The sequence below is a fragment of the Niabella beijingensis genome, assembly GCF_020034665.1.
GTDB classification, from domain to species: domain Bacteria; phylum Bacteroidota; class Bacteroidia; order Chitinophagales; family Chitinophagaceae; genus Niabella; species Niabella beijingensis.
In genome coordinates this window covers 1,245,207-1,266,728 of record NZ_JAIQDI010000001.1, presented here as the reverse complement: position 1 = coordinate 1,266,728, position 21,522 = coordinate 1,245,207, and the positions used below count along the sequence as shown (strand labels likewise).

Genomic DNA, 21,522 nt, shown 5'->3' with positions numbered 1-21,522 from the left:
GGAATGCTGATGCGGCAGCGGTTACTTAAAATTGTAATGGTTCATAAAGTTCATAAAAAAAACAGGGATTGCTGCTGCGCCGCTGTGTAGCTGGATGAACTGGAAATGCCGCTCAATGTCTAGTCCCTGCACATCCACTATGGCGAGCTCATTGGTATTTAATTCGCGCAGTACCGTGTGGATGGAAAGAAAAGAAACGGCTTGTGAGTTGGCAATATAGGACTTAATGCTCTCTGCACTTTCAAGTTGAATCTCCCGGTTGAGCTGCGACAGTTTAATACCTTTTGCCTTAAGATGCTTGACGATGGTTTCCAGCGTACCGGATCCGGGTTCACGCAGTACCATCGGCAATGCCTGTAGTTCTTTCAGGGTTATTTTTTGCTTCCGGGTAACCGGGTTTTTTCCCGAAGCCACCAGCACAATTTCATCTTTTGTAAAGGGAGTGTATTTGAAAAGACTGTTCTTCGGCTGTCCTTCGATCATGCCAAAATCGATCTCGTTCTTTTGAAGCAATTGTTCGATGTGCTCTGTATTTCCTCCCGAAAGTACAATGGAAATATCGCGGAACCTGTTTTTAAAAGCGGCCAGTGCGGGCGGCAGCAGGTATTCTGCAATCGTGGAGCTGGCGCCGATCCGCAGCCGCCCTTTGTGCTGCGCTGCAAAAGAATGCAGTTCCAGTTCCATTTTCCGGTGAATACTGAAGAGTTCTTCGGTATACCGCAACAATGCTTCACCCGCAGCGGTGAGTGTTATTTTTGAGCCGTTCCGCTCAAATAGCTTTGTTTTATAATACTGCTCAATTTCCTGTACATGCTTGGTAGCGGCCGGTTGGGAGATAAATAATTCTTCTGCGGCACGTGTAAAATTCAAGCGCCGTGCAACTGCCTGGAATACCTGCAAGCGAAAATCAAACATAATAAAAGCTTCTGGTCAAAGATAGGAAACCCGCCTGTTCCGCAGGGCGGACGCTTATGTTTATTTTTTGTACACAGCTCTTTAAGTTTTGCGGTAGAATAATCATTCTGTTTGTGCATTCCCGGCCCGGATGCCGGCCTCCAACGGAGGGAACTTTACAGTTTCATCATCAATTCGTAATTTTAGCATCTTTATTATTACTACACCTTATTGTTATAAGAAGTGCCGGCTATGTTAAAACGGATCAATTTAGAAACATTTAAGAAATATGTCAGTTCCAATTCCACCGGAGGCGTGATCCTGATCATATGTGTGCTGTTGTCATTGCTGATCGCCAATCTTCCCGTGGGTGCTTCATTTGATCAATGGTTGCAACGATATGCCGGATGGGAAAATGATGTTGTGGGCCTGCGGTTTTCGATACTGCACTGGATCAACGACGGGCTGATGGCTGTTTTTTTTCTGCTGGTTGGCTTAGAAATAAAACGCGAGATGGTGGAAGGCGAACTTTCTTCTCCGCAAAAGGCCTTGCTTCCGGTTATCGCAGCTTTTGGAGGAGCAATACTGCCTGCGCTTATTTTTGTATTGTTTAATAAGGGAACAGCCACCGCTGCCGGATGGGGCATACCGATGGCAACCGATATTGCTTTTGCATTAACGGCTGTTATCCTGCTTGGGAAAAAAGTGCCGGCCAGCCTGAAGATATTCCTGGCGGCTTTGGCGATTGTTGATGATCTGATTGCGATCCTGGTCATAGCATTGTTTTATTCGTCGGAGCTTCATCTTAATTATTTACTATATGCAGGCGGGGTGCTCTTGCTGCTGATCGTATTTAACCGTCTCAGGTTGAAAAGCCTTTGGTTTTACCTGGTGCCGGGTGTTTTTGTATGGTATTTTGTACATCATTCCGGTATTCATGCCACCATTGCCGGGGTTCTGGTTGCCATGACGCTGCCCACAACGCCGGACGCTACCCAATCACCGCTGGAAAAACTGGAGCATGCACTTACAAAGCCGGTCAATTTTTTTATCATACCGCTGTTCGCACTGGCCAACACCAATATCCGGTTTGAATCATCCATGCTGAATGGCTTGCTGGAGCCGCTGGGGCTTGGTATTATTGTCGGTCTGATCGCAGGAAAATGTGCCGGTATTCTCCTGTCTACCTGGCTGGGAGTGCGGCTGCGCATCGGGAAGCTGCCGCGGCAGGCTACCTGGTTACACATGACCGGATTGGGTCTGCTGGCGGGTATCGGGTTTACTATGTCTATTTTCATAAGCCTGCTTTCCTTTGAAGATCCGGCGTTGATTGCAGAAGCCAAGCTCGCCATTCTGGTGGCTTCTGTGCTGGCGGCCTTGCTGGGCTGTCTGGTGCTGGTCGGGGTGAACAGCCGGCAAAAGCCTATAGGGGAAGATCCCGATTAAAGACAGCAGTCATCGTACGCATGTGACAGGAAACAGAAGCCCGGAACTGTGCTGATTCTCCCGGGATCTGTGTATTTTGCACAACACCTTACACCCGTTGATTATTTTAAGCATTTATATATGATGGTTTATAATTCGAAGGAATGGTTCAAGTCGGTTTTCTTTATACATAAATCGGATACCTTCCGGAAACTGTTCCCTTACCTGTTACTGACCGGTCTGTTTTCCTGGGGCATTGCCTATCTGGAACTGGAATACCTGAAACTATCTGAAAAAAGCTGGCTGAAGAACATTAATATGGTGCATAACCTGCTTGGTTTTGCACTTTCGCTGTTGCTGGTTTTTCGTACCAATACAGCATACGATCGGTGGTGGGAAGCGCGGCGCCAATGGGGAACACTTACCAATGTATGCCGGTCGCTGGCAATAAAACTGGATGCCTTCCTTCCCAAAGACGATAAGCAAAGCAGGCATTTTTTCCGGAAATCGATCCCGTTATTCCCGCAGACCCTGTTCGGGTTTTTACGGTCGGACTACACCACTTTTATGCTGGATCAGGCCGATCATCCGGAACTGGACTTTGAAAAAAAACATGGTCCCAACCAGGTGGCTTCGATGATCTTCCGGTATGTAAATGAGTTGTACCGGGAGGAAAAGATCACCGGAGATCAGCTGATCGTACTGAATAATGAAATACAGTCGCTTACCGATGTAGGCGGGGCTTGCGAACGGATCAAGAATACGCCGATTCCGTACTCCTACAGCTCCTTTATCAAAAAATTTATTGTAGTATATGTGATGACGCTGCCGATCGGTTTTGTATTTTCGATGGGCTATTTTGTAATCGCAGCGGTACCTTTTATTTTTTATGTGCTGGCGTCATTAGAACTGATCGCAGAATCGATAGAGAATCCATTTGGAACGGATCCGGATGACCTGCCCCTGGAGCAGATCACCACCAATATGAAGAAACACATCCAGGAAGTACTGCACGCATAGGATGCCGGCCGTTTGAAGAGCCGCCGCCCTTGGTTTATAAAGAATAATTATGTCATTTGATACTATCAATAAATTTGACCGGATCGTTGCGATACTGATACAGCTGCAATCAAAGCGTATTGTTAAGGCGCAGGACCTGGCAGATCGTTTTAATGTAAGTTTGCGTACGATCTACCGGGATATCCGCAGCCTGCAGACAGCAGGGGTGCCGATCTCAAGCGAGGCAGGTATCGGCTATGAACTGGTGGAAGGATACCGGTTGCCGCCGGTAATGTTTACCCGCGAAGAGGCTTCCAGCTTTGTGGCGGCCGAAAAGCTGATGCAGAAATTCATTGACAAACGGATGGGGGATCATTTTGCTTCCGCGATCACCAAGATGAAGGCCGTCCTGCGTATGGCCGATAAAGACTGGATCTCAAGCATTGAAGGACAGGTGCTGGTACGGCAGGGACAGAGCATCTTTAATGAGAAAGTACCGGAAGCCTTATCGGTATTGTTCGACAGTCTTGCCCAAAAAGTGCAGGTAGAAGTGATGTACAAAAAACTGGAATCCAGTCAGCCGGAGCGGCGCATCATAGAGCCGGTAGGTGTGTTTCATGAAAATGAATTCTGGTATCTTATGGCGTACTGCCATCTCAGGAAGGATTACAGGCGGTTCCGTACCGACCGGATCCAGGGGATCAAAAAAACAACAACCCCTTTTATAAAAGAACATCCGGAGCTTCAGGAGTTTTTAAAGCAACGCCAGGATTTTCCCCGTACAAAAGTGCGTATCGTAGTCCATCCCAAGGTTGCCGGTCACCTGCAATGGAATAAGAATTATCATGGATTTACGGAAGAAAAGATCACGGAAGAAGGTATTGAGATGACCTTTATGAGCCGCTACCCCGAAAGTGATTTTGCCCGCTGGTTCCTGAGTTTTGGCGATTATGCGCGGATCCTTGAGCCCGAAACCCTGAAGAAAAGCGTTCATGCGATCGTAGAAAAACAACTGGAAAACCTGAAAAAGAAATAAGCACCCTAAGGTGCTTATCCTGGTTCATTATCCACGTTCCCAGAAGAACGGAGGTTCAATATTCAGCGCCCTGAGATAAACATAACCCTGGCCCCGGTGATGGATCTCGTTGTCTACAAAATACAGGACGTTCTGATAGATCGGAAATTCATATTGTCCGAACAGGTTGAATGTTTTTGAAAAATCCGCTTCCGGGATCTGCCCGAAATATTCGTTGATGGTCGCTGTTTCCGCATCCCATAAGGCCAGTAATTCCTGTTTGGTTTTCGGGGCAATACCTTCTTCTGTGTAAGGAGTGGCTTCCCGGCCGGCAATGGCTTTTAATGCCGGTCCGCCGATGGACAATAATTCAATGGCCAGCTGACTGAAGGGACGCATTCCTCCCACGGAAAACTCAAACAGTTCTTTCTCCGGAAAAGCATCAATAACCCTGCGGGTTAACGTGCGGTGCCCCTGCCAGTGCTCAAGAAGTTGCTCTTTTCCGATAACGGAACCTTGTTGGATTGTTGCTGTTGTCATAATGTTTTTGTTTTATAAATCAAAACTATAACCAGGGAGTGACAGCCCTTTGTCAGCAGGATTTAAATTCTTTTTGTTTTTTTATCATCGAGCGCTTTTTTTAATTGTTTGGCGCATTTACACCAAAAACATTAAATTTAATTATGACGCCTTCTCCAAATAAAGCGATACCCGGTCTCGGTGGTCTCCGGTTCCTGCTGTTCTTTTTTGTTGCATTCACACTTTTTATGACCATCGGCCTTCCGCTGATCATCCACTATGCGGGCGGTGAATGGGCACTTAGCGCTCCTGATCAGTCTGCAACAGCAGCATTTACCTGGCTGGGGACCGGTTGTTTTTTGTGGCTGCTGGCCCTGTGGCTTTTTGTGAACAATTTCATATTGGATCAGTTCCGGAAAAAACACCGGCTGGAACGGCTGCTGCGCGAAGGAAGGCATGCAAAAGGCACCGTGCTTCAAAAACAGGTGGCACAACAGATGGGTGGGAATGAATTGCTCCTGCTAAGGGTTTCTTTCCGGAACTATGCCAATGCAGAAGTGGAAACCTCACTGGATATTGTGGACTCCAACCCGCTGATGAACCGGTTTGCTCCGGGTAAATCGGTGCCGCTGATCCTCAGCCTGGATGCAGGCAATCCGCCTGTGATGGTGGAGGGCAAAGGGTTTCAATGGAACCGGACCATTATGGGCATTGTTGTTTTTGTGCTGCTTCTCCTGCTGCTGATACCGCCGTCATTGCTGGTCTATTCCTATACCCGGGAAAGCCGGGGATACGGCTGGCGCTATCTGGGTTTTAGCCACCCCTTTATACTGATCGCCTTTATCATTACAATCGAACTGCTGGTTTACAGCCTGATCCGGAAGAAAGCAGGCGTCAGGTCACAGACATCCCGCCTGCTGCTTTATGGTAAAACCGCAACCGCTACCATTATCAGTACTTCGCAGACCGGTTTATACATCAATGAGCAGCCACAGGTGCTTTTCCACATCGAGTTCGAAGGAGACAGGGGGCGTATCCTTCAGGCTTCTTTTAAAAAGATCGTCGATCTGCTAAAAATACCCGAAATCGCCCCCGGCAAAACAGTAACAATATTATATAACCCCGAAGATCCCCAACAAATACAAACCATTGATTAACATGAAACCTTCTTTTTACTTCAGCCTTTTGGCCGGTGCGGCAACCGGACTGACATTTTTATCCTGTCAGCAGCTCAGCAAAAGCTTTGAAGAAACCCGGAACCCCAAACCTCAAAAAGAAGCGGTGCAGGAAACCGGCAGCAGTACCACAAGTACCAGTACCGTCATCATCCGGGATCATGCAGAAGGACAAACGGCAGGGCCGGGCATTTTTGAAGACGCAGAAGCATTGGACCGGATCCAGCAGGAACTGGAAAACCTGCCGCAGTTCAGAGGTAAAAAGCTGATGTTGTACCAATCACTTCATTTTTATGATTTTCAGGGTGGCCGCATTTCCATTAATATTCAGAATCCGGATACGACTGAAAATGTGGATACCTATGTTTACTTTAACGGTAAATGGCAGGAGCCTGCCCCGGTAAAGATCATTGGACAGTTACAGACCGAAGTGGACTTTTTTATGCCCCTGGACCGTATCCGGTTTGCAACGGCAAAAAAGATCAACGATATCACCCGGGAAAAGCTGAAGGGGATCCCGGGAGGCCATACAAACGGATTTATTTATTTTAACTGTATGCGCATTAAACGGCTTAACAGGGAAGAAGCGGGCTGGTATGTGCAGATACAGGGCAGCCGCAGCGATACAAAGCTGGACTTTGATGTGGAGGGCAACCTTAAGAAGGAAATGAAATTATAGCAGTGACAAAACTTATACCAGGTAACTGAACAAGGTGTTATCCTTATTCAGTTCAGTAAATTCGATCTGCATTTTTTCAAGATTGCTGATCAGGGGCTGGTAATCTTCCCGGTTTTTCAGCTCAATGCCGATGAGGGCCGGACCACTTTCCTTATTGGTCTTTTGCATGTATTCAAAACGGGTGATGTCATCGTCCGGTCCCAGTACGTGATTGACAAAGACCTTCAGCGCGCCGGGACGCTGGGCAAAATTGACCAGGAAATAATGTTTAAGCCCTTCGTATTGCAGACTGCGTTCTTTGATCTCCTGCATCCGGTCGATGTCATTGTTGCTGCCACTTACAATACACACTACATTTTTGCCTTTAATGACATCCTGCATAAGATCCAGTGCGGCGATCGAAAGCGCGCCGGCCGGCTCCGCCACAATCGCATCCTTATTATAAAGCTGGAGGATGGTGGTGCATATTTTCCCTTCGGGAACCAGGCGCATGTCGTCGAGGTGCTGTTTGCAAAGTGAATAGGTAAGCTGACCGACCTTTTTTACGGCGGCGCCATCCACAAAACGGTCGATGCTTTTTACTTCAACGGGGCCTCCGCTTTTTAATGCCAGTGTCATCGAAGGAGCGCCCTCGGGCTCTACACCGGTTATTTTTGTATCAGGACTTACCGATTTGATATAGGTGCTTACGCCGGCACATAGACCGCCTCCGCCGTTGGGTATAATGATATGGTCGATCTTTTTCAGATCCTCCCAGATCTCCACACCTACGGTGCCCTGACCTTCGATGACCCGCTCGTGATCAAAAGGAGGGATAAAGATCATTCCCTTTTCTTCCGTATAGATTTTTGCGGCTGCAGCACAGTCGTCAAAAGTGTCTCCCGTAAGGATGATCTCAATATTGGTATCTCCAAACATTTTCGTCTGATCGATTTTTTGTTTGGGTGTGATGGTCGGCATAAAGATCACGCCTTTTACATTCAGGCGGTTGCAGCTGTAAGCCACGCCCTGGGCATGATTTCCGGCGCTGGCACATACCACTCCCTTCTCCAGTTCTTCAGGGGCAAGCGACTGCATCATATTAAAGGCGCCGCGGAGTTTGTAGGAGCGCACGACCTGCAGGTCTTCTCTTTTTAAATAAACATTGCAGCCGTACCTCCTGGAAAGGTTGAGATTCAATTGCAGCGGTGTATGCGTTACCACGTCTTTGATGCGTGCCGTGGCTGCCGGGAAATCGAGGTGTATGGATGTTGCTTGCATGAGGCGGATCTTGCTTTTTATTGGCAGATAAAGGTACAATATTGAAGGAGACGCTGCCTGAGAACCCTTTATAGGCAGGTACTGTACCTGTTTCCTGTGTGAGGGTTCCGGCAGTTAAAAAGAATACGACTGCTTTTGACCGTTTTTTATTACCCCGGGGGAAAGCATACACTGCTGCTTATCCGGGTTGGGTTGCAATATGGCTGTTTTGCAGGGATCTGCCGTCCTGCAACACCAGTTTATGTGTGAGGCACCCGGGCAGCTGCGTTTCAAAATGGCCTACATAAATGATGGTAACGCCGTTCCTGCTGATCTCGTCTACCAGTTTATTAAAGTATTGCGTTTGCTGCTGATCCAACCCCTGGCAGGGCTCATCCAAAACCAATAACTGGGGGTTTTTGATGAGTGTACGGCCGAGTAAGGCCAGCCGTTGCTTGCCCAGCGGAAGCGTGGCCAGGAGTTCATCTTTTACATCATAGAGCTCCAGGAACCGCAACAACTCATCCAGCTGCTGTTTTTGCGTATAACGCAGTTGCCGGTAAAGGCCGTTACTGTCAAAAAAACCGGAAGCAAGACTTTGCAGAACCGTGGCGTTCGCATCAAAATACCAGTGGAATTCCGGGGAGATGAGACCGATCCTTTTTTTGATGTCCCAGATGCTTTCCCCGCCACCGCGTTGTACGCCGAATAACCTGATATCATTGGCATATGCCTGGGGATGGTCGCCGGTGATCAGACTCAGCAGGGTTGACTTTCCTGAACCGTTATGGCCCTGGAGCAGCCAGCGTTCCCCGGCATTTACCTGCCACCGGATGCCGGACAGGACCTGCTTGTCGCCGTAGTGTACGTGTACATCGTTCATGTGGATCAATGTGTGCGTGGTATACTGCGGCGGTGCTTTTAAGAAACCGGGAAGAGGTTTTAAGATCTTCTCTTCAAAAACAACTGCTGCATTACCTGTTGTAAGAGTCCCGTTCTTCAGCACTGCAAAATGGTTCACACAGGCGGGCAGTTCCGCATCATTGCTGATCAGGAGCAGGGTGCCATCACTGACGGTGTATTCATTGAGCAGGTCATTGAGGCGTCCGCGTGAGGTTACATCCAGCCCTGTATAAGGCTGATCAATGATCAGCAACTGCGGGCACAGCCACAATGCTTTGATCAGCTGCAGTTTTTTGTGCTCACCGCTGGAGATCTCAAAAAGCTGTTCATCCAGTACTTTGGCATAGTCCAGTGCGGCGATGAGCTCGTTTAAACGGTCGTTGTTCAGCGCATGTTCTTTGCCATACAGCTCCAGCTCCCTTGCGATGGTGACGGTGTCTCTTCTTTGCTGATGATTGTACCGTTGCTGGTAGTAAAAATTCCGGTCACCCTCCAGGTTGGTAAAGCGGTACCAGCTTTCTACAAACAATACTTTTGCAGGCAAGGGGCTTTGCGGATTGAAATGAATGTCCAGCGTTCCTGTATATTTTGCCTGGCCGGCGATCGTCTTTGCCAGGGTTGTTTTGCCGCTTCCGCTTTCGCCGCGTATCACCCAGCTTTCGCCCTGGGTTATCGTAAGAGACAGGTGGTCCAGAACTGTTTTAGAGCCATAATGTACAGACAGCTCTTCTATATTAAGTAAGGTCAAGGGTGCAAGTTTTTAAAATAAATAAGACCCGTAAGGTTTAACCTGTCCGCTGTGACGGGAAACCTTACAGGTCTTTAGGTCTCTTGGGTTTGCGGTTGTTACGCGGTTTTGATCGCCTTCATAGCGGTCATGGCCTTACGCAATACCGTGCCCACCTGCTCTACAGGGTGTGTACGAAGTGCTTCATTTACTTCCACCAGTTCCTGGTTGTCTACAGCACCATCCTTTCCTTCATTGTAGTTCTTCCCTGCCAGGTCGGTATCCACGGTTTTCATGAAGTCCGCCAGCAATGGCTTACAGGCCTGGTCGAACAGGTAACAGCCGTATTCTGCCGTATCAGAGATCACCCGGTTCATTTCGAACAGTTTCTTACGTGCTATGGTATTGGCAATTAACGGTGTTTCGTGTAAGGATTCATAATAGGCAGACTCCGGTTTGATGCCGGCCTCTACCATTGTTTCAAAGGCCAGTTCCACACCCGCCTTGATAAAAGCTACCATCAATGTATAATTGTCAAAGTATTCCTGATCTCCGATCTTCATCTCACCAGCGGGTGTTTTTTCAAATGCGGTCTCACCGGTTTCAGCCCGCCACTTCAGCAGGTTGGCATCTCCATTCGCCCAGTCTTCCATCATAACGCGACTGAACTCGCCGCTCATGATATCGTCCTGGTGCTTCTGGAACAAAGGACGCATAATGGTTTTCAGTTCTTCTGAGATCCGGAAGGCTTTGATCTTTGCGGGATTGCTCAGCCGGTCCATCATACCGGTAACACCACCATGCTTCAGTGCCTCGGTGATTACTTCCACACCATATTGCACCAGTTTGGAAGCATAGCCCGGATCAATACCTTTTTCGATCATTTTGTCGAAGGAAAGAATGGAACCGGTTTGCAGCAGTCCGCAAAGGATGGTTTGCTCACCCATCAGATCGGATTTTACCTCTGCTACAAAAGAAGAGCGCAATACACCGGCACGATGTCCGCCGGTACCTACGCAGTAAGCTTTTGCCTGTTCAAGGCCTTTGCCCTCGGGATCATTTTCCGGGTGTACGGCAATAAGCGTGGGAACGCCGAAGCCACGGAGGTACTCGGCCCGCACTTCGCTGCCCGGGCTTTTGGGCGCCACCATAATTACTGTAAGATCTTTACGGATCTGCATGCCTTCTTCAACGATGTTGAAGCCATGGGAATAAGAAAGGGTAGCACCCTGTTTCATCAATGGCATCACGGCGCTTACAACACTGGTATGTTGTTTGTCGGGCGTCAGGTTGATCACCAGGTCTGCACCGGGGATCAGTTCTTCGTAAGTGCCCACATTAAAATTGTTATCGGTTGCGTTTTTCCAGCTGGCTCTTTTTTCTTCTATGGCTTCTTTCCGCAACGCGTAAGAAACATCCAGACCACTATCTCTTAGGTTTAAGCCCTGGTTCAAGCCTTGAGCACCGCAACCGACGATCACAATCTTTTTTCCTTTTAATGCATCCACGCCGTCCAGGAACTCGTCGTTGCTCATAAATTCACAAACACCCAGTTGGTTCAGCTGTTCCCTCAGGGGTAGTGTGTTAAAGTAATTTGCCATTGTTATTTGATATTTAGTATTTACGATTTTGAGATTTGAGATTTCAGATCTCGGATTTGTTGTTTAGTATTTACGAATTGAAAATTCGTTTATAGTCCCGCATCGCCTGCCAGTGCAGGGTATCATGCGCCGCTACGGTAATCAGCATTTCTTCGATAGTGGTAACCGTCAGGCCAAAGGTGGCAGTAGTATACGCTGTAATATCCTGGAAGCGGTTGGCATCAAGGGCTTCTTTTACGGCTAAAGTGAAGGTGTCTGACAAGGCGATCAGCTCATCAACCTCCTGTTGCGTAGCAGGAACGGAGGGCCTGCTGCCTTTTTTGTAAGTGTCCTGCAGCGGAATAATGAAATTGGGATCTACTTCAGTGGCTTTAAATACCAGGCTGTAACCGCTGACCACCAGGTGGCCAAAATTCCAGATCATATTGTTATTGAAGCCGGCAGGTATCTGGTTGAGTTGTTCAAGCGGCGTTTCTTTTATAAGGGCGATCGCTTTTCGCCGGATGCTGTCAATGATATTAAGTAGGTACATGATTTAATTTTTATCTCCGGACATTTTTTCGTTAAAAGATATCCTGTTGTTAAAAGGATCGTTGACCGTAACACACCAGGCGTCATAAAAGGTTTCTTCCAGGCCGGGTCGGTTGTATTTGTATGGTTTGTTGATGAGTTCGCTGTGAAATGCCTTTAAACCGGTGCACCATACAAATACATGGGTGCCGGGGGTGCCGTCGCCATGATGCTCACTTAGGTGCAGCAAGATGCCGTCTCGCTCTACTTCAATATATCGGGGTGCTCCTTCGTGAAAAGTATGTTCAAAATTAATTTTAAAGCCCAGCCAGCCGACATAAAACTCGATGGCTTTATCATAGTCGAAGATACGCAATACGGGTATGGTCTTATCTGCGGTCATATTGTTACATGCTGAATACTTTATCCTGTTCATTCAGGAATTCGTTCTCGATCACTTCTTCTCCCGGTTCGCGGGCTTCAAACTCCTTGATCTTTTTATGGAAGCCTTCACTGCTCTTGATAATGGCTACCCGGCCGCCGCGTACAAATTCGATGAGCCCGTATTCTTCAAACAGTTTCACGAGCTTTTCGGTTTCTTCCCGGTGCCCGGTACATTCAAAAACAGTATAGTCGCTGTTGATGGAAACCACACGGGCGCCGTATTCTCGCAGGATGCGCTCTACGATCATCTTTTCGGTCACCTGGTTCGTAGGCACTTTGTACAACGCCAGTTCCTGCCAGATGATCTCGCTGTTCAGGTTGTAATAGGCTTTCAGCACTTCCACCTGTTTTTCGATCTGCTTACAGAGTTTTTTTACCACTTCTTCTGTTTCGTCAATAACAATATTGAACCGGTGGATACCGGGGATCTCTGAAGAAGAAGTGTTCAGACTGTCGATGTTAATTTTCCGCCTTGAGAAAATAATGGTGATCCGGGCCAGCAGCCCGATCTGATCTTCCGCGTAAACTGTAATGGTATATTGTTGTTTCATTTCAATGTTTGATGTTTAAAGTTTGATGTTTGAAGTTTTTGTGGCGATGATGATCCCGGTGGACCAGCTCAGCTTTGTAAGCACAAGATCTGTTCTTGACTCAAGCATTGTGATAAAAGCCGCCACCTTTTGTGCATGCCCCTCCGGCCAGTTGGGCTGGGGCAGCATGTCGTCGATAAAATAGATCCCGCCGGTATTCAGGAGTGCAAAGGTTTCGTCGAACAGGTCATATTTACCCGGCATGGCATCGGCAAATAGGAGATCAAATTTTTCATCGTTATAAGCAGCGATCCATTCATAACCGTCCGCACATACAAATTCAACCCGTTCGTCCTTTAACTGTTCCTGCGCAACATTGATCAATAAAGCATTATTGTCGACAGAGATCAGCCGGGATTTCGGGTCCATGCCATTAAGGATCCAGGAAGTGGCCAAACCCGTACCGGTACCTAATTCCAGCATCCGGCCGCCGGGTCTGGATGCTGTCAGCGTGCAAAGCAGCGAACCGGTCTGCAGGTCGGAGGGCATATCAAACCCCAGCTCCTTTGTTCTGTGAACAATGGTATGATATTGCGCCGGTATATTGTTAATGTTATTCATTAATGCTTGCTTTTTCTCCGCCTGCCGGACCATAAAAGATTACCCAGGTTGAAAAGTCCTCGCTGAATTCAAAAAAACGATGTTCTTTGCCCGCAGCAACAAATAAAAAATCTCCTTGTACCACTTCAACAATTTCCTGATCGTTGATAAACCGGGCCGTTCCTGAAGCGATAATGTATACCTCATCTTTTTTGTGCGGCTGCTGTTGATCTTTTTTGTCCGGCTTATACAATTCCACTTCTAAAGAACCATGATTGAAAAGCGGGATGAATTCCTTTCCCGAATTTTTCAATTGCTGTAAGCCATTGAACAACCCTATTTTAAATTCCTGGTTCATGCTGCTTTAGCTGTTCCTTGATAATGTTCCACAACAGGAAAGGGATCATAAAAATGATGCAGGAGCTTTTTCCATTCCTGGTATTCACTGCTTTTTCTGAATCCTTCCGTATGGTCTTCCAGATGTTGCCACTGTACGATTAAAATATATTTATCGGCTTCTTCCATGCATTTCAGTAACTCGTGTTGCAAATACCCCTTCATGGAGCGGATGATATTCCGGGCCTGCTCAAAGGAAGCTTCAAAAGCGCCGCCCATTCCCGGCCGGATATTCAATATCGCAATTTCTGTTACCATCCCCTTTCACTTTTTACTTTTAACTATTGCTTTTCACTGCGGCTATTTCAACCGGATCTCCGCTACACTGCTGCCCTGCGGCACCATCGGGAATACATTGTTCTCTTTGCCCACTTTAACTTCCAGTAAATACGCTCCGTCGTGCTCCAGCATTGTCCTGAGGGCTGCTTTGAGATCGGAACGCTGATCGATGGACTGACCTTCGATGCTATAAGATTTTGCCAGTGCCACAAAATCCGGGCTGGTAATATTTACAAAGGAATAACGCCGGTCGTGGAACAGTTGCTGCCACTGGCGTACCATTCCAAGAAATTCATTGTTCAGGATCAGGATCTTTACTGCTGCACCAAACTGCATAATGGTTCCCAGCTCCTGTAAGGTCATCTGGAAACCACCGTCTCCGATGATGGCCACTACGGTTCTGTCGGGAGCGCCGTATTTTGCGCCGATGGCCGCAGGCAGTCCAAAGCCCATGGTTCCCAGGCCGCCGGAAGTTACGTTGCTGCGGGTCTTATTGAATTTGGCATAGCGGCAGGCGACCATCTGATGCTGGCCGACATCGGTGACGATCACCGCGTCGCCTTTCGTAAGCTCGTTTAAGGTGGCCATTACCTCCGCCATCGACATCACGTCAGTTTCCGGATGCATTTCCGGCTGGATACATTCTTTGTCTTCTTCTGCAGCATATTTTGCAAACTCCTTCAGCCAGCTGCTGTGCTCCTTTTTTTCGATCAGTGCGGTAAGCAGGGGCAGGGTTTCTTTACAGTCGCCCCAAACCGGCACCGTAGTCTTTACGTTCTTATCCACTTCTGCGGGATCAATGTCGAGGTGGATCACTTTGGCCTGTTTGGCATATTTGTCCAGGCGTCCGGTCACCCGGTCATCAAAACGCATCCCTACGGCGATCAGTACATCACACTCATTGGTCAGTACATTCGGGCCATAGTTCCCGTGCATACCCAGCATGCCCACTCCCAGGGAGTGATCGGTAGGCAGTGCGCTTTCACCCATGATGGTCCATGCCGCGGGAAGATTTCCCTTCTCGATAAAGGCTTTGAATTCATTCTCTGCCTGACCTAAAATAACCCCCTGTCCAAAGATCACAAAAGGCTTTTCGGCACTGTTGATCAGTTTTGCCGCTTCGGCAATATATTCTTTACGTACGATCGGTTTGGGACGGTAGCTGCGCACATGATTGCATTTCTGATACCCGGGGTATTCAAACTGCTGCAATTGCGCATTCTTGGTAATATCTACCAGCACCGGACCGGGACGGCCGCTGCGGGCGATATAGAAGGCCTTGGCCAGCACATGAGGGATCTCATTGGCATCGGTAACCTGGTAATTCCATTTGGTAACCGGCATGGTTACATTGATCACATCTGTTTCCTGGAAAGCATCTGTTCCCAGCAGATGGGCAAATACCTGGCCGGTGATACATACCAGTGGTGTGGAGTCGATCTGTGCATCGGCCAGACCGGTAACCAGGTTGGTGGCGCCGGGACCGCTCGTGGCAAATACCACACCCGTTCTGCCGCTGGTACGGGCAAAGCCCTGCGCTGCATGTATGCCTCCCTGTTCATGTCGTACCAGGATGTGCTCCAGTTTTTTTGTATAATCGTAAAGCGCATCATAGATGGGCATAATGGCGCCGCCGGGGTATCCGAAAATAGTGGATACGCCTTCCGCGATCAGCGCTTCCAGCAGGGCCTGGCTTCCCGAAATGGTGGTGCCGGGTTTTATGCCTTCAGCTGCTGCGGTTTTATTTTCTGTATCGGTGATCTGGATTGTTTCCATAATATTTTTGTTTTGTAAGAGTCGTTATTGTTATTAATCTTCATCGGTTACGCAGCCCTGGGAAGCATCCTTTACCAGCTTGGCATATTTGTAAAGGATACCGCGGTTCACTTTTAACGGCGGTTGTTTCCAGCCGGCCTTCCGTTTTGCGATCTCTTCTTCCGGCACCTGTAAGGTGATGGTATTATTTACTGCATCAATTTCGATCTGATCGTCGTCCTGTACAAAACCGATAAGACCGCCCTCGAATGCTTCCGGGGTAATATGACCAACTACAAAACCATGCGTTCCGCCACTAAAGCGGCCATCGGTGATAAGTGCCACGTTTTTTCCAAGACCGGCACCGATGATGGCGGACGTGGGCTTCAGCATTTCGGGCATACCGGGAGCGCCCCTTGGCCCTTCATTTTTGATAACAACCACGTCACCGGACTTTACCTTTCCGCTGGAGATACCTGCGATCAGGTTTTTCTCCCCGTCGAATACACGGGCCGGACCGGTGAATTTTTCGCCCTCTTTTCCGCTGATCTTTGCAACACTTCCTTTCTCTGCAAGATTGCCATAAAGGATCTGCAGGTGCCCGGTAGCTTTTATGGGATTTTCCAGCGGATGAACAATATCCTGGCTTTCAAAATCCAGATCCGGTACGGTCTCCAGGTTCTCGGCAATTGTTTTACCGGTAACGGTTAAACAGCTGCCATCGATCAATCCTTTTTTCAGCAGGTATTTCATCACCGCGGGAACACCACCCTTATTGTGCAGGTCTTCCATCAGGTATTTACCGCTGGGTTTGAAATCCGCAAGTACGGGAATGCGGTTGCTGATCGCCTGGAAATCATCCTGGGTCAGCGGTACATCCACGCTGCGGGCCATGGCCAGCAAATGCAGTACGGCATTGGTGCTTCCGCCCAGCACCATGATCACCACAATGGCATTTTCAAAGGCCTGCCGGGTCATGATGTCCCGGGGCTTGATATCTTTTTCCAGCAGCAGGCGGATCGCTTCACCCGCAGCGGCGCATTCCTTCTTTTTTTCTTCACTCAGCGCAGGATTGCTGCTGGAGTAGGGGAGGCTCATTCCCATTGCCTCAATAGCGGAGGCCATGGTATTCGCCGTATACATACCGCCGCAGGCACCGGCGCCGGGGCAGCTGTTTTTTACAATGCCCATAAAATCGGCTTCGTCCAGCTGTCCGGCGATCTTTTGCCCCAGCGCTTCAAAGGCAGATACAATGTTCAGGTCCTGCCCCTTATAATGTCCCGGTGCAATGGTACCGCCATACACCATAATGGAAGGGCGGTTGAGGCGGCCCATGGCGATGATGGAGCCCGGCATATTTTTATCGCATCCCGGTACAGTGATCAGCCCGTCGTAGTATTGTGCCCCGCATACGGTTTCAATAGAATCAGCGATCACATCCCGGCTCACCAGGGAGTAGCGCATTCCGTCCGTACCATTGCTCATACCATCACTTACGCCGATGGTGTGAAAAGTTAAACCGACCAGGTCCTGCTTCCAGACCGCATCCTTCACATGTTTTGCAAGGTCGTTCAGATGCATGTTACAGGGATTGCCGTCATAGCCCATGCTGACGATCCCGACCTGTGCTTTCTTTAAGTCTTCTTCTGTTAAGCCCAGTGCATACAGCTGTGCCTGTGCCGCGGGTTGTGTAGGATCCTGCGTAATGGTTTTGGAATACTTGTTTAACTCTGTCATGCCGTTTAACTTATGATTTAATAATAAATAAAAAACCCGCCTTGTCGGAGGCGGGTTCTATTTGAAAAATGTTATTGTTTCAGATGATATACCCTCCTCCATTTTGATGCAAAATGACGCTGACAATCACCACAATAATATTGCGGGAAAAGAAACTGCCTGTGTTGAAATTGCCGGTCATAAAATGAAGGAGCTTTCTGCGAATATAAAGCCTCATTTGTTGTGATCAAAATTTTTCCCGGGAGAAAATTTTTGAACTATATAAAAGAACTACAGGGAGCGGGACTATATGATCGTTGATTTCTGCAACGCCATATTTTCGCCTTTTGCAAAACCGGGTATGGTTCCGCGTATAAAATCACTTACCAGGTCACCGATGGTGCCGGTTGAATAATTGTTTACAGCATCAATATCTTTTGATACAAATCCGTGGAGTAAGGTCCAGTTGATCGCCGTCCTGATGATCAGCGCTTCTTCATGCAATCCGAAGTAATCGAGCATCATTGCCACCGACAGGATCGCTCCAACGGGATTGGCATTGCTTTTATTGTTCTCGTTTTGCTGATCGAATCCAAAGGCCGGACCAAAGAACGGAACAGCTTCCGTCACTCGTACGGAAGGGATCATCAACCGGGCGCCGCTGATTGCTGCTGCCTGGCTGAACAGGTAATAACCTGCAGCTGCATCTGTAACAATGATGTCAAATTCCGCCGGCTGTTGCAGCAGCAGGTCCCAGGCGGTCTGAAGCGGTACCTGCTCCAGATGGATTTCCGTCGTGGTCTTGCCGATCTTCTCAAAAACCTGCTGCCAGCTGCTGCTGCTTTCCGGTTCTGCAACAATGCTTATCTTTTTCTTCCGGTTGGCAGCCTGCTGTACTGCCGATTGCGCAATACGGAGCCGGCTGTTTTCATCTGTTGCTGCCGCCTGGTCCTGGTAGATCAGCAGGTTCATTCCCTCACTGTGCCGGGGCTTTAAGGGGGAGAGGTGCTGAAGGGGAGGATAAACGGCAACCGGCTGCACCATTGCCACTAACGGGAATGTTTTTTTGATCGCCTGTTCGGTAGCGGTGCCGCTGAACAGAAGCGCATCACTGCCGGTTGCGGCCGCTGCGGCATTTTCGGAAAAGAACGGCGGTGTTTCCGCAAGGCGGATGCCCGATCCCTCGAAGTAGTGATCATATTGTTCGGCCACGGCGCTCAGCACTTTCACCGCCTGCGCGGTTACCTCTCCGGCTGCACCCGTTTCCTCTATGATCGTGATTTTCTTTTTCATTTTATGATACCCGGTGGGTTAAGGTGTGATGTCTGGGTTTGGCAAAAGCGGCAGGGGCCACACTTTTATAGATCGTAGGTACTCCCTTGTCCAGCTCCATGATATTTTTAACACAGGAAGGAACTTCGTCTTCGTAGTGACTGATGAACAGCAATGTCATCCCGGTTTCCTTATGAATGCGGTCCAGCAACTGTATTACCATCTTCGACTGGCTGTCATCCAGCCCCTGGCAGGGCTCATCCAGTGCCAGCATCAGCGGATCTTTGATCAGTGCCCGCGCAATCAGCACCAGGCGCTGTTCTCCGCCAGACAGCGCTGCCAGCGGAAGCTGTGCTTTGTCCTGCAGCGAAAAGAAGGACAGCCACTCGTTTATCTTTTGTACCTGCGCGTCGCTGAGCTTTCTGAACAGTCCGATGGTATCAAAGAAACCCGATCCTGCTGCCTGGAAGATGGTGGTAGCCGGGTCAAAGAAATGCTGCAGCTCCGGTGATACAAAACCGATGCGGCTCTTAATGTCCCAGATGCTTTCGCCGCTGCCGCGTCTCTTTCCGAACAGGTAAATGTGCTGCGAATATGCCTGCGGATGATCGCCGTTGATCAGGCTGAGCAACAGCGATTTTCCTGCTCCGTTATGTCCTTTTATCAGCCAGCATTCGCCATTGTTCACCTGCCAGTTGATATTGTTAAGCAAGGTATTGTTGCCATAACGGATGGTAACATCTTTCATGGACAACAGCGGACCGATGTGATAGGCCTTTTTAAGGGAAGGAAGTGATGCGTTCAGTTTCCGGGGCTGCATCGATTTCATAAACCCGAGCTGTTCCACCGGGGTATAATTGATCACTGTGCCGTTCGACATTTCCGCAAAATGGGTAATAGAGGCCGGCAGCTCATGACTGTCTGTAATAAGGATGATCGTGATGCCCGTTGCTGCCAGCTGGTTGAGCACGGTATGCAACACTTTCCTGCTTTTTGCATCCAGACCTGTAAATACGCGGTCGAGGATAAGAATATCCGGATTGGTAAGCAGATGACGGATCAGCTGCATTTTTTTCAGTTCGCCGTGAGACAACCGGATCAGCGGCGTATTGCGGCGGTGCAGCAGCTGGAATGTTTCAAGCCAGCGGGTGATGGTGGCGGCATCGCCTTTCTGTGAGAGTTCTGTATTAAGGGTAGCGGCGTCTCCGGCAGTACAGGTATTAAAACGCTGCCGGTAATAGAAACCGGAAACACCGGATCTGGCCTTGAGGGGATATGCGGCCGGAACATAGGCCACAATCGGGTTTACAGCGACCCCCTTCTTTTTATATTCAATGGTACCGGTATGGAAGATCGCTCCTTTCAGGGCTTTTGCCAGCAATGATTTACCACTGCCGCTGGCGCCAAAAACGGCCAGGTGCTCACCTGCCTCCAGGGTAAAGCAGATGTTATTCAGTAAAGATTTTCCGGACTGTTTTACCGTTACATGGTTCAATATGATGCTGCAGTAACCTTCCATTGCTTATGTCCCGATAGTGATATCCGCTGCTGGTCTCCGGTATATAACCCTTTACTGCGGGGCGGTATCAAAAATATTATGCGATTGTTTTTACTTTCTCTGCCATTTCTTTTAAGTCATTGTCGCCTACTTCTTTTTTTGCATCGGCTACATTCAGGAATTGCTGGTACAGGGCATCAACCTGGTTACGGTCGAATTCATATCCCAGGTTTTTGAAACGGTAGGCGAGTGCGCTGCGGCCGCTGCGCGCGGTGAGCACGATACGGGAAGTATCGGCACCCACTTCATGCGGCGCAATGATTTCGTAAGTGGTCGACTCCTTTAAAAAACCGTCCTGGTGTATGCCCGATGAATGCGAAAAGGCATTGTCGCCGACGACGGCCTTATTGGGCTGGACGACCATCCGCATGGTTTCGGCCACGAGGTGGCTCATCGGGAGTAATTGTGTGGTGTCCACATCAGTGTACAGGTCCAGCTCCGGATGCTTTTTAATGGCCATTACCACTTCCTCCAGGGAAGTGTTCCCGGCACGTTCACCGATCCCGTTAATGGTGCACTCGATCTGCCGGGCTCCGGCGATGGCACCTGCGATGGAATTGGCGGTTGCAAGACCGAGATCATTATGACAATGGCAGGAGAAGATCGCCTTATCGGCATTGGATACATGCTGCAGCAGGTAAGCGAATTTTTCTGCATACTGATGCGGCAGGCAGGAGCCGGTAGTATCGGGAATGTTTACCACCGTAGCACCGGCACCAATCACCGCTTCCACCAGCTGTGCCAGGAACTGAAGATCGGCACGGCCTGCATCTTCGGCAAAAAATTCCACATCCGGAACCAGGTTACGGGCCAGCTTTACCGCGGCTACGGCCCTTTCAATAATATTTTCGCGCGTGGTATTGAACTTGTATTTGATATGGTTATCGGACGATCCGATACCGGTGTGGATCCGGGGACGTACAGCAGGCTTCAGCGCCGCCGCAGCTACTTCAATGTCCTTTTGCACTGCACGTGTAAGACCGCATACCGTTGCATTTTTAACCACTTTGGAGATCTCTTCCACGGAAGCAAAATCGCCCGGGCTCGAAATGGGGAAACCGGCTTCAATAACGTCTACGCCAAGAGCTTCGAGTTTAAGCGCCAGTTTGATCTTCTCTTCGGTATTTAACTTACAACCGGGTACCTGTTCTCCGTCTCTTAATGTAGTGTCAAAAATAAAAACCTTGTTATCCGCCATAATTCAATTTATTTAATTTAGAATTGTTATTTTCAATGACCCAATCCGCAACATCGGAAAGCGATATTTGTAATATTCTTAAAAATAC

General features: G+C 48.7%; 21 protein-coding genes. 5 read left to right on the top strand and 16 right to left on the bottom strand.

Annotated features, from left to right (window positions below; all coding sequences use genetic code 11):
- Nucleotides 1-21 precede the first annotated feature (21 nt).
- Nucleotides 22-915 carry a LysR family transcriptional regulator gene (locus K7B07_RS05310; RefSeq protein WP_223708047.1) on the bottom strand — a complete coding sequence of 298 codons (894 nt, stop codon included), beginning with the start codon at nucleotides 913-915 and terminating at the stop codon, nucleotides 22-24.
- 231 nt (nucleotides 916-1,146) lie between these two features.
- On the opposite strand from K7B07_RS05310, the gene nhaA reads away from it, so the two are divergent.
- The 3 genes from nhaA (at nucleotide 1,147) to K7B07_RS05295 (ending at nucleotide 4,354) form a co-directional block, all read left to right on the top strand.
- Nucleotides 1,147-2,340, top strand: a complete 1,194-nt coding sequence (nhaA, locus tag K7B07_RS05305; protein ID WP_223708046.1) for a Na+/H+ antiporter NhaA — start codon at nucleotides 1,147-1,149, stop codon at nucleotides 2,338-2,340.
- 120 nt (nucleotides 2,341-2,460) lie between these two features.
- Nucleotides 2,461-3,339, top strand: a complete 879-nt coding sequence (locus K7B07_RS05300) for a bestrophin family protein (RefSeq protein WP_223708045.1) — start codon at nucleotides 2,461-2,463, stop codon at nucleotides 3,337-3,339.
- Nucleotides 3,340-3,388: 49 nt separating this feature from the next.
- Nucleotides 3,389-4,354, top strand: a complete 966-nt coding sequence (locus K7B07_RS05295; protein ID WP_223708044.1) for a helix-turn-helix transcriptional regulator — start codon at nucleotides 3,389-3,391, stop codon at nucleotides 4,352-4,354.
- A gap of 27 nt (nucleotides 4,355-4,381) precedes the next feature.
- Here the strand turns inward: K7B07_RS05295 and K7B07_RS05290 are convergent, their stop codons facing one another.
- Nucleotides 4,382-4,873 (bottom strand): DinB family protein, encoded by a 492-nt coding sequence (locus K7B07_RS05290; RefSeq protein ID WP_223708043.1) that lies wholly within the window; start codon nucleotides 4,871-4,873, stop codon nucleotides 4,382-4,384.
- A gap of 143 nt (nucleotides 4,874-5,016) precedes the next feature.
- Between K7B07_RS05290 and K7B07_RS05285 the strand changes: the two genes are divergently transcribed.
- The gene (locus K7B07_RS05285; protein WP_223708042.1) at nucleotides 5,017-6,009 is read left to right on the top strand and encodes a hypothetical protein; all 993 of its coding nucleotides are present in this window, start codon (nucleotides 5,017-5,019) and stop codon (nucleotides 6,007-6,009) included.
- A 1-nt stretch (nucleotide 6,010) separates the two neighbouring features.
- Entirely contained in the window at nucleotides 6,011-6,706 is a 696-nt protein-coding gene (locus K7B07_RS05280; RefSeq protein ID WP_223708041.1) for a hypothetical protein, read from the top strand.
- Nucleotides 6,707-6,718: 12 nt separating this feature from the next.
- On the opposite strand, the gene ilvA is transcribed toward K7B07_RS05280, so the two are convergent.
- From ilvA to K7B07_RS05210, 14 genes are all read right to left on the bottom strand, one after another.
- Nucleotides 6,719-7,966 (bottom strand): threonine ammonia-lyase IlvA, encoded by a 1,248-nt coding sequence (gene ilvA, locus K7B07_RS05275; protein ID WP_223708040.1) that lies wholly within the window; start codon nucleotides 7,964-7,966, stop codon nucleotides 6,719-6,721.
- A gap of 178 nt (nucleotides 7,967-8,144) precedes the next feature.
- Nucleotides 8,145-9,596: an ATP-binding cassette domain-containing protein gene (locus K7B07_RS05270; protein WP_223708038.1), complete on the bottom strand. Its 1,452-nt coding sequence runs from the start codon at nucleotides 9,594-9,596 to the stop codon at nucleotides 8,145-8,147.
- A 98-nt stretch (nucleotides 9,597-9,694) separates the two neighbouring features.
- Entirely contained in the window at nucleotides 9,695-11,176 is a 1,482-nt protein-coding gene (gene ilvC / locus K7B07_RS05265; protein WP_223708036.1) for a ketol-acid reductoisomerase, read from the bottom strand.
- Between the two features lie 70 nt (nucleotides 11,177-11,246).
- Complete coding sequence (locus K7B07_RS05260) at nucleotides 11,247-11,708, bottom strand: DinB family protein (RefSeq protein WP_223708035.1); 462 nt, start codon at nucleotides 11,706-11,708, stop codon at nucleotides 11,247-11,249.
- Between the two features lie 3 nt (nucleotides 11,709-11,711).
- Nucleotides 11,712-12,089 (bottom strand): glyoxalase superfamily protein, encoded by a 378-nt coding sequence (locus K7B07_RS05255; protein ID WP_223708034.1) that lies wholly within the window; start codon nucleotides 12,087-12,089, stop codon nucleotides 11,712-11,714.
- Nucleotides 12,090-12,093: 4 nt separating this feature from the next.
- A complete protein-coding gene (gene ilvN, locus K7B07_RS05250) occupies nucleotides 12,094-12,681 on the bottom strand; it encodes an acetolactate synthase small subunit (protein WP_223708033.1) in 588 nt (195 codons plus the stop codon).
- A gap of 15 nt (nucleotides 12,682-12,696) precedes the next feature.
- Nucleotides 12,697-13,281, bottom strand: coding sequence for an O-methyltransferase (locus K7B07_RS05245; RefSeq protein WP_223708032.1), 585 nt, complete (start codon nucleotides 13,279-13,281; stop codon nucleotides 12,697-12,699).
- The gene (locus K7B07_RS05240; protein ID WP_223708031.1) at nucleotides 13,274-13,618 is read right to left on the bottom strand and encodes a cupin domain-containing protein; all 345 of its coding nucleotides are present in this window, start codon (nucleotides 13,616-13,618) and stop codon (nucleotides 13,274-13,276) included. Before K7B07_RS05240 ends, K7B07_RS05245 begins: the two co-directional genes overlap by 8 nt.
- Nucleotides 13,615-13,914, bottom strand: a complete 300-nt coding sequence (locus K7B07_RS05235) for an antibiotic biosynthesis monooxygenase family protein (RefSeq protein ID WP_223708030.1) — start codon at nucleotides 13,912-13,914, stop codon at nucleotides 13,615-13,617. Before K7B07_RS05235 ends, K7B07_RS05240 begins: the two co-directional genes overlap by 4 nt.
- 42 nt (nucleotides 13,915-13,956) lie before the next feature.
- Entirely contained in the window at nucleotides 13,957-15,711 is a 1,755-nt protein-coding gene (gene ilvB / locus K7B07_RS05230; RefSeq protein ID WP_223708028.1) for a biosynthetic-type acetolactate synthase large subunit, read from the bottom strand.
- Between the two features lie 33 nt (nucleotides 15,712-15,744).
- Nucleotides 15,745-17,427 (bottom strand): dihydroxy-acid dehydratase, encoded by a 1,683-nt coding sequence (gene ilvD / locus K7B07_RS05225; RefSeq protein WP_223708026.1) that lies wholly within the window; start codon nucleotides 17,425-17,427, stop codon nucleotides 15,745-15,747.
- A gap of 285 nt (nucleotides 17,428-17,712) precedes the next feature.
- Nucleotides 17,713-18,699, bottom strand: coding sequence for an isocitrate/isopropylmalate family dehydrogenase (locus K7B07_RS05220; RefSeq protein WP_223708024.1), 987 nt, complete (start codon nucleotides 18,697-18,699; stop codon nucleotides 17,713-17,715).
- Nucleotide 18,700: 1 nt separating this feature from the next.
- Nucleotides 18,701-20,197 carry an ATP-binding cassette domain-containing protein gene (locus tag K7B07_RS05215; protein ID WP_223708022.1) on the bottom strand — a complete coding sequence of 499 codons (1,497 nt, stop codon included), beginning with the start codon at nucleotides 20,195-20,197 and terminating at the stop codon, nucleotides 18,701-18,703.
- Nucleotides 20,198-20,273: 76 nt separating this feature from the next.
- The gene (locus tag K7B07_RS05210; protein WP_223708021.1) at nucleotides 20,274-21,434 is read right to left on the bottom strand and encodes a 2-isopropylmalate synthase; all 1,161 of its coding nucleotides are present in this window, start codon (nucleotides 21,432-21,434) and stop codon (nucleotides 20,274-20,276) included.
- Between the last annotated feature and the right edge of the window lie 88 nt (nucleotides 21,435-21,522).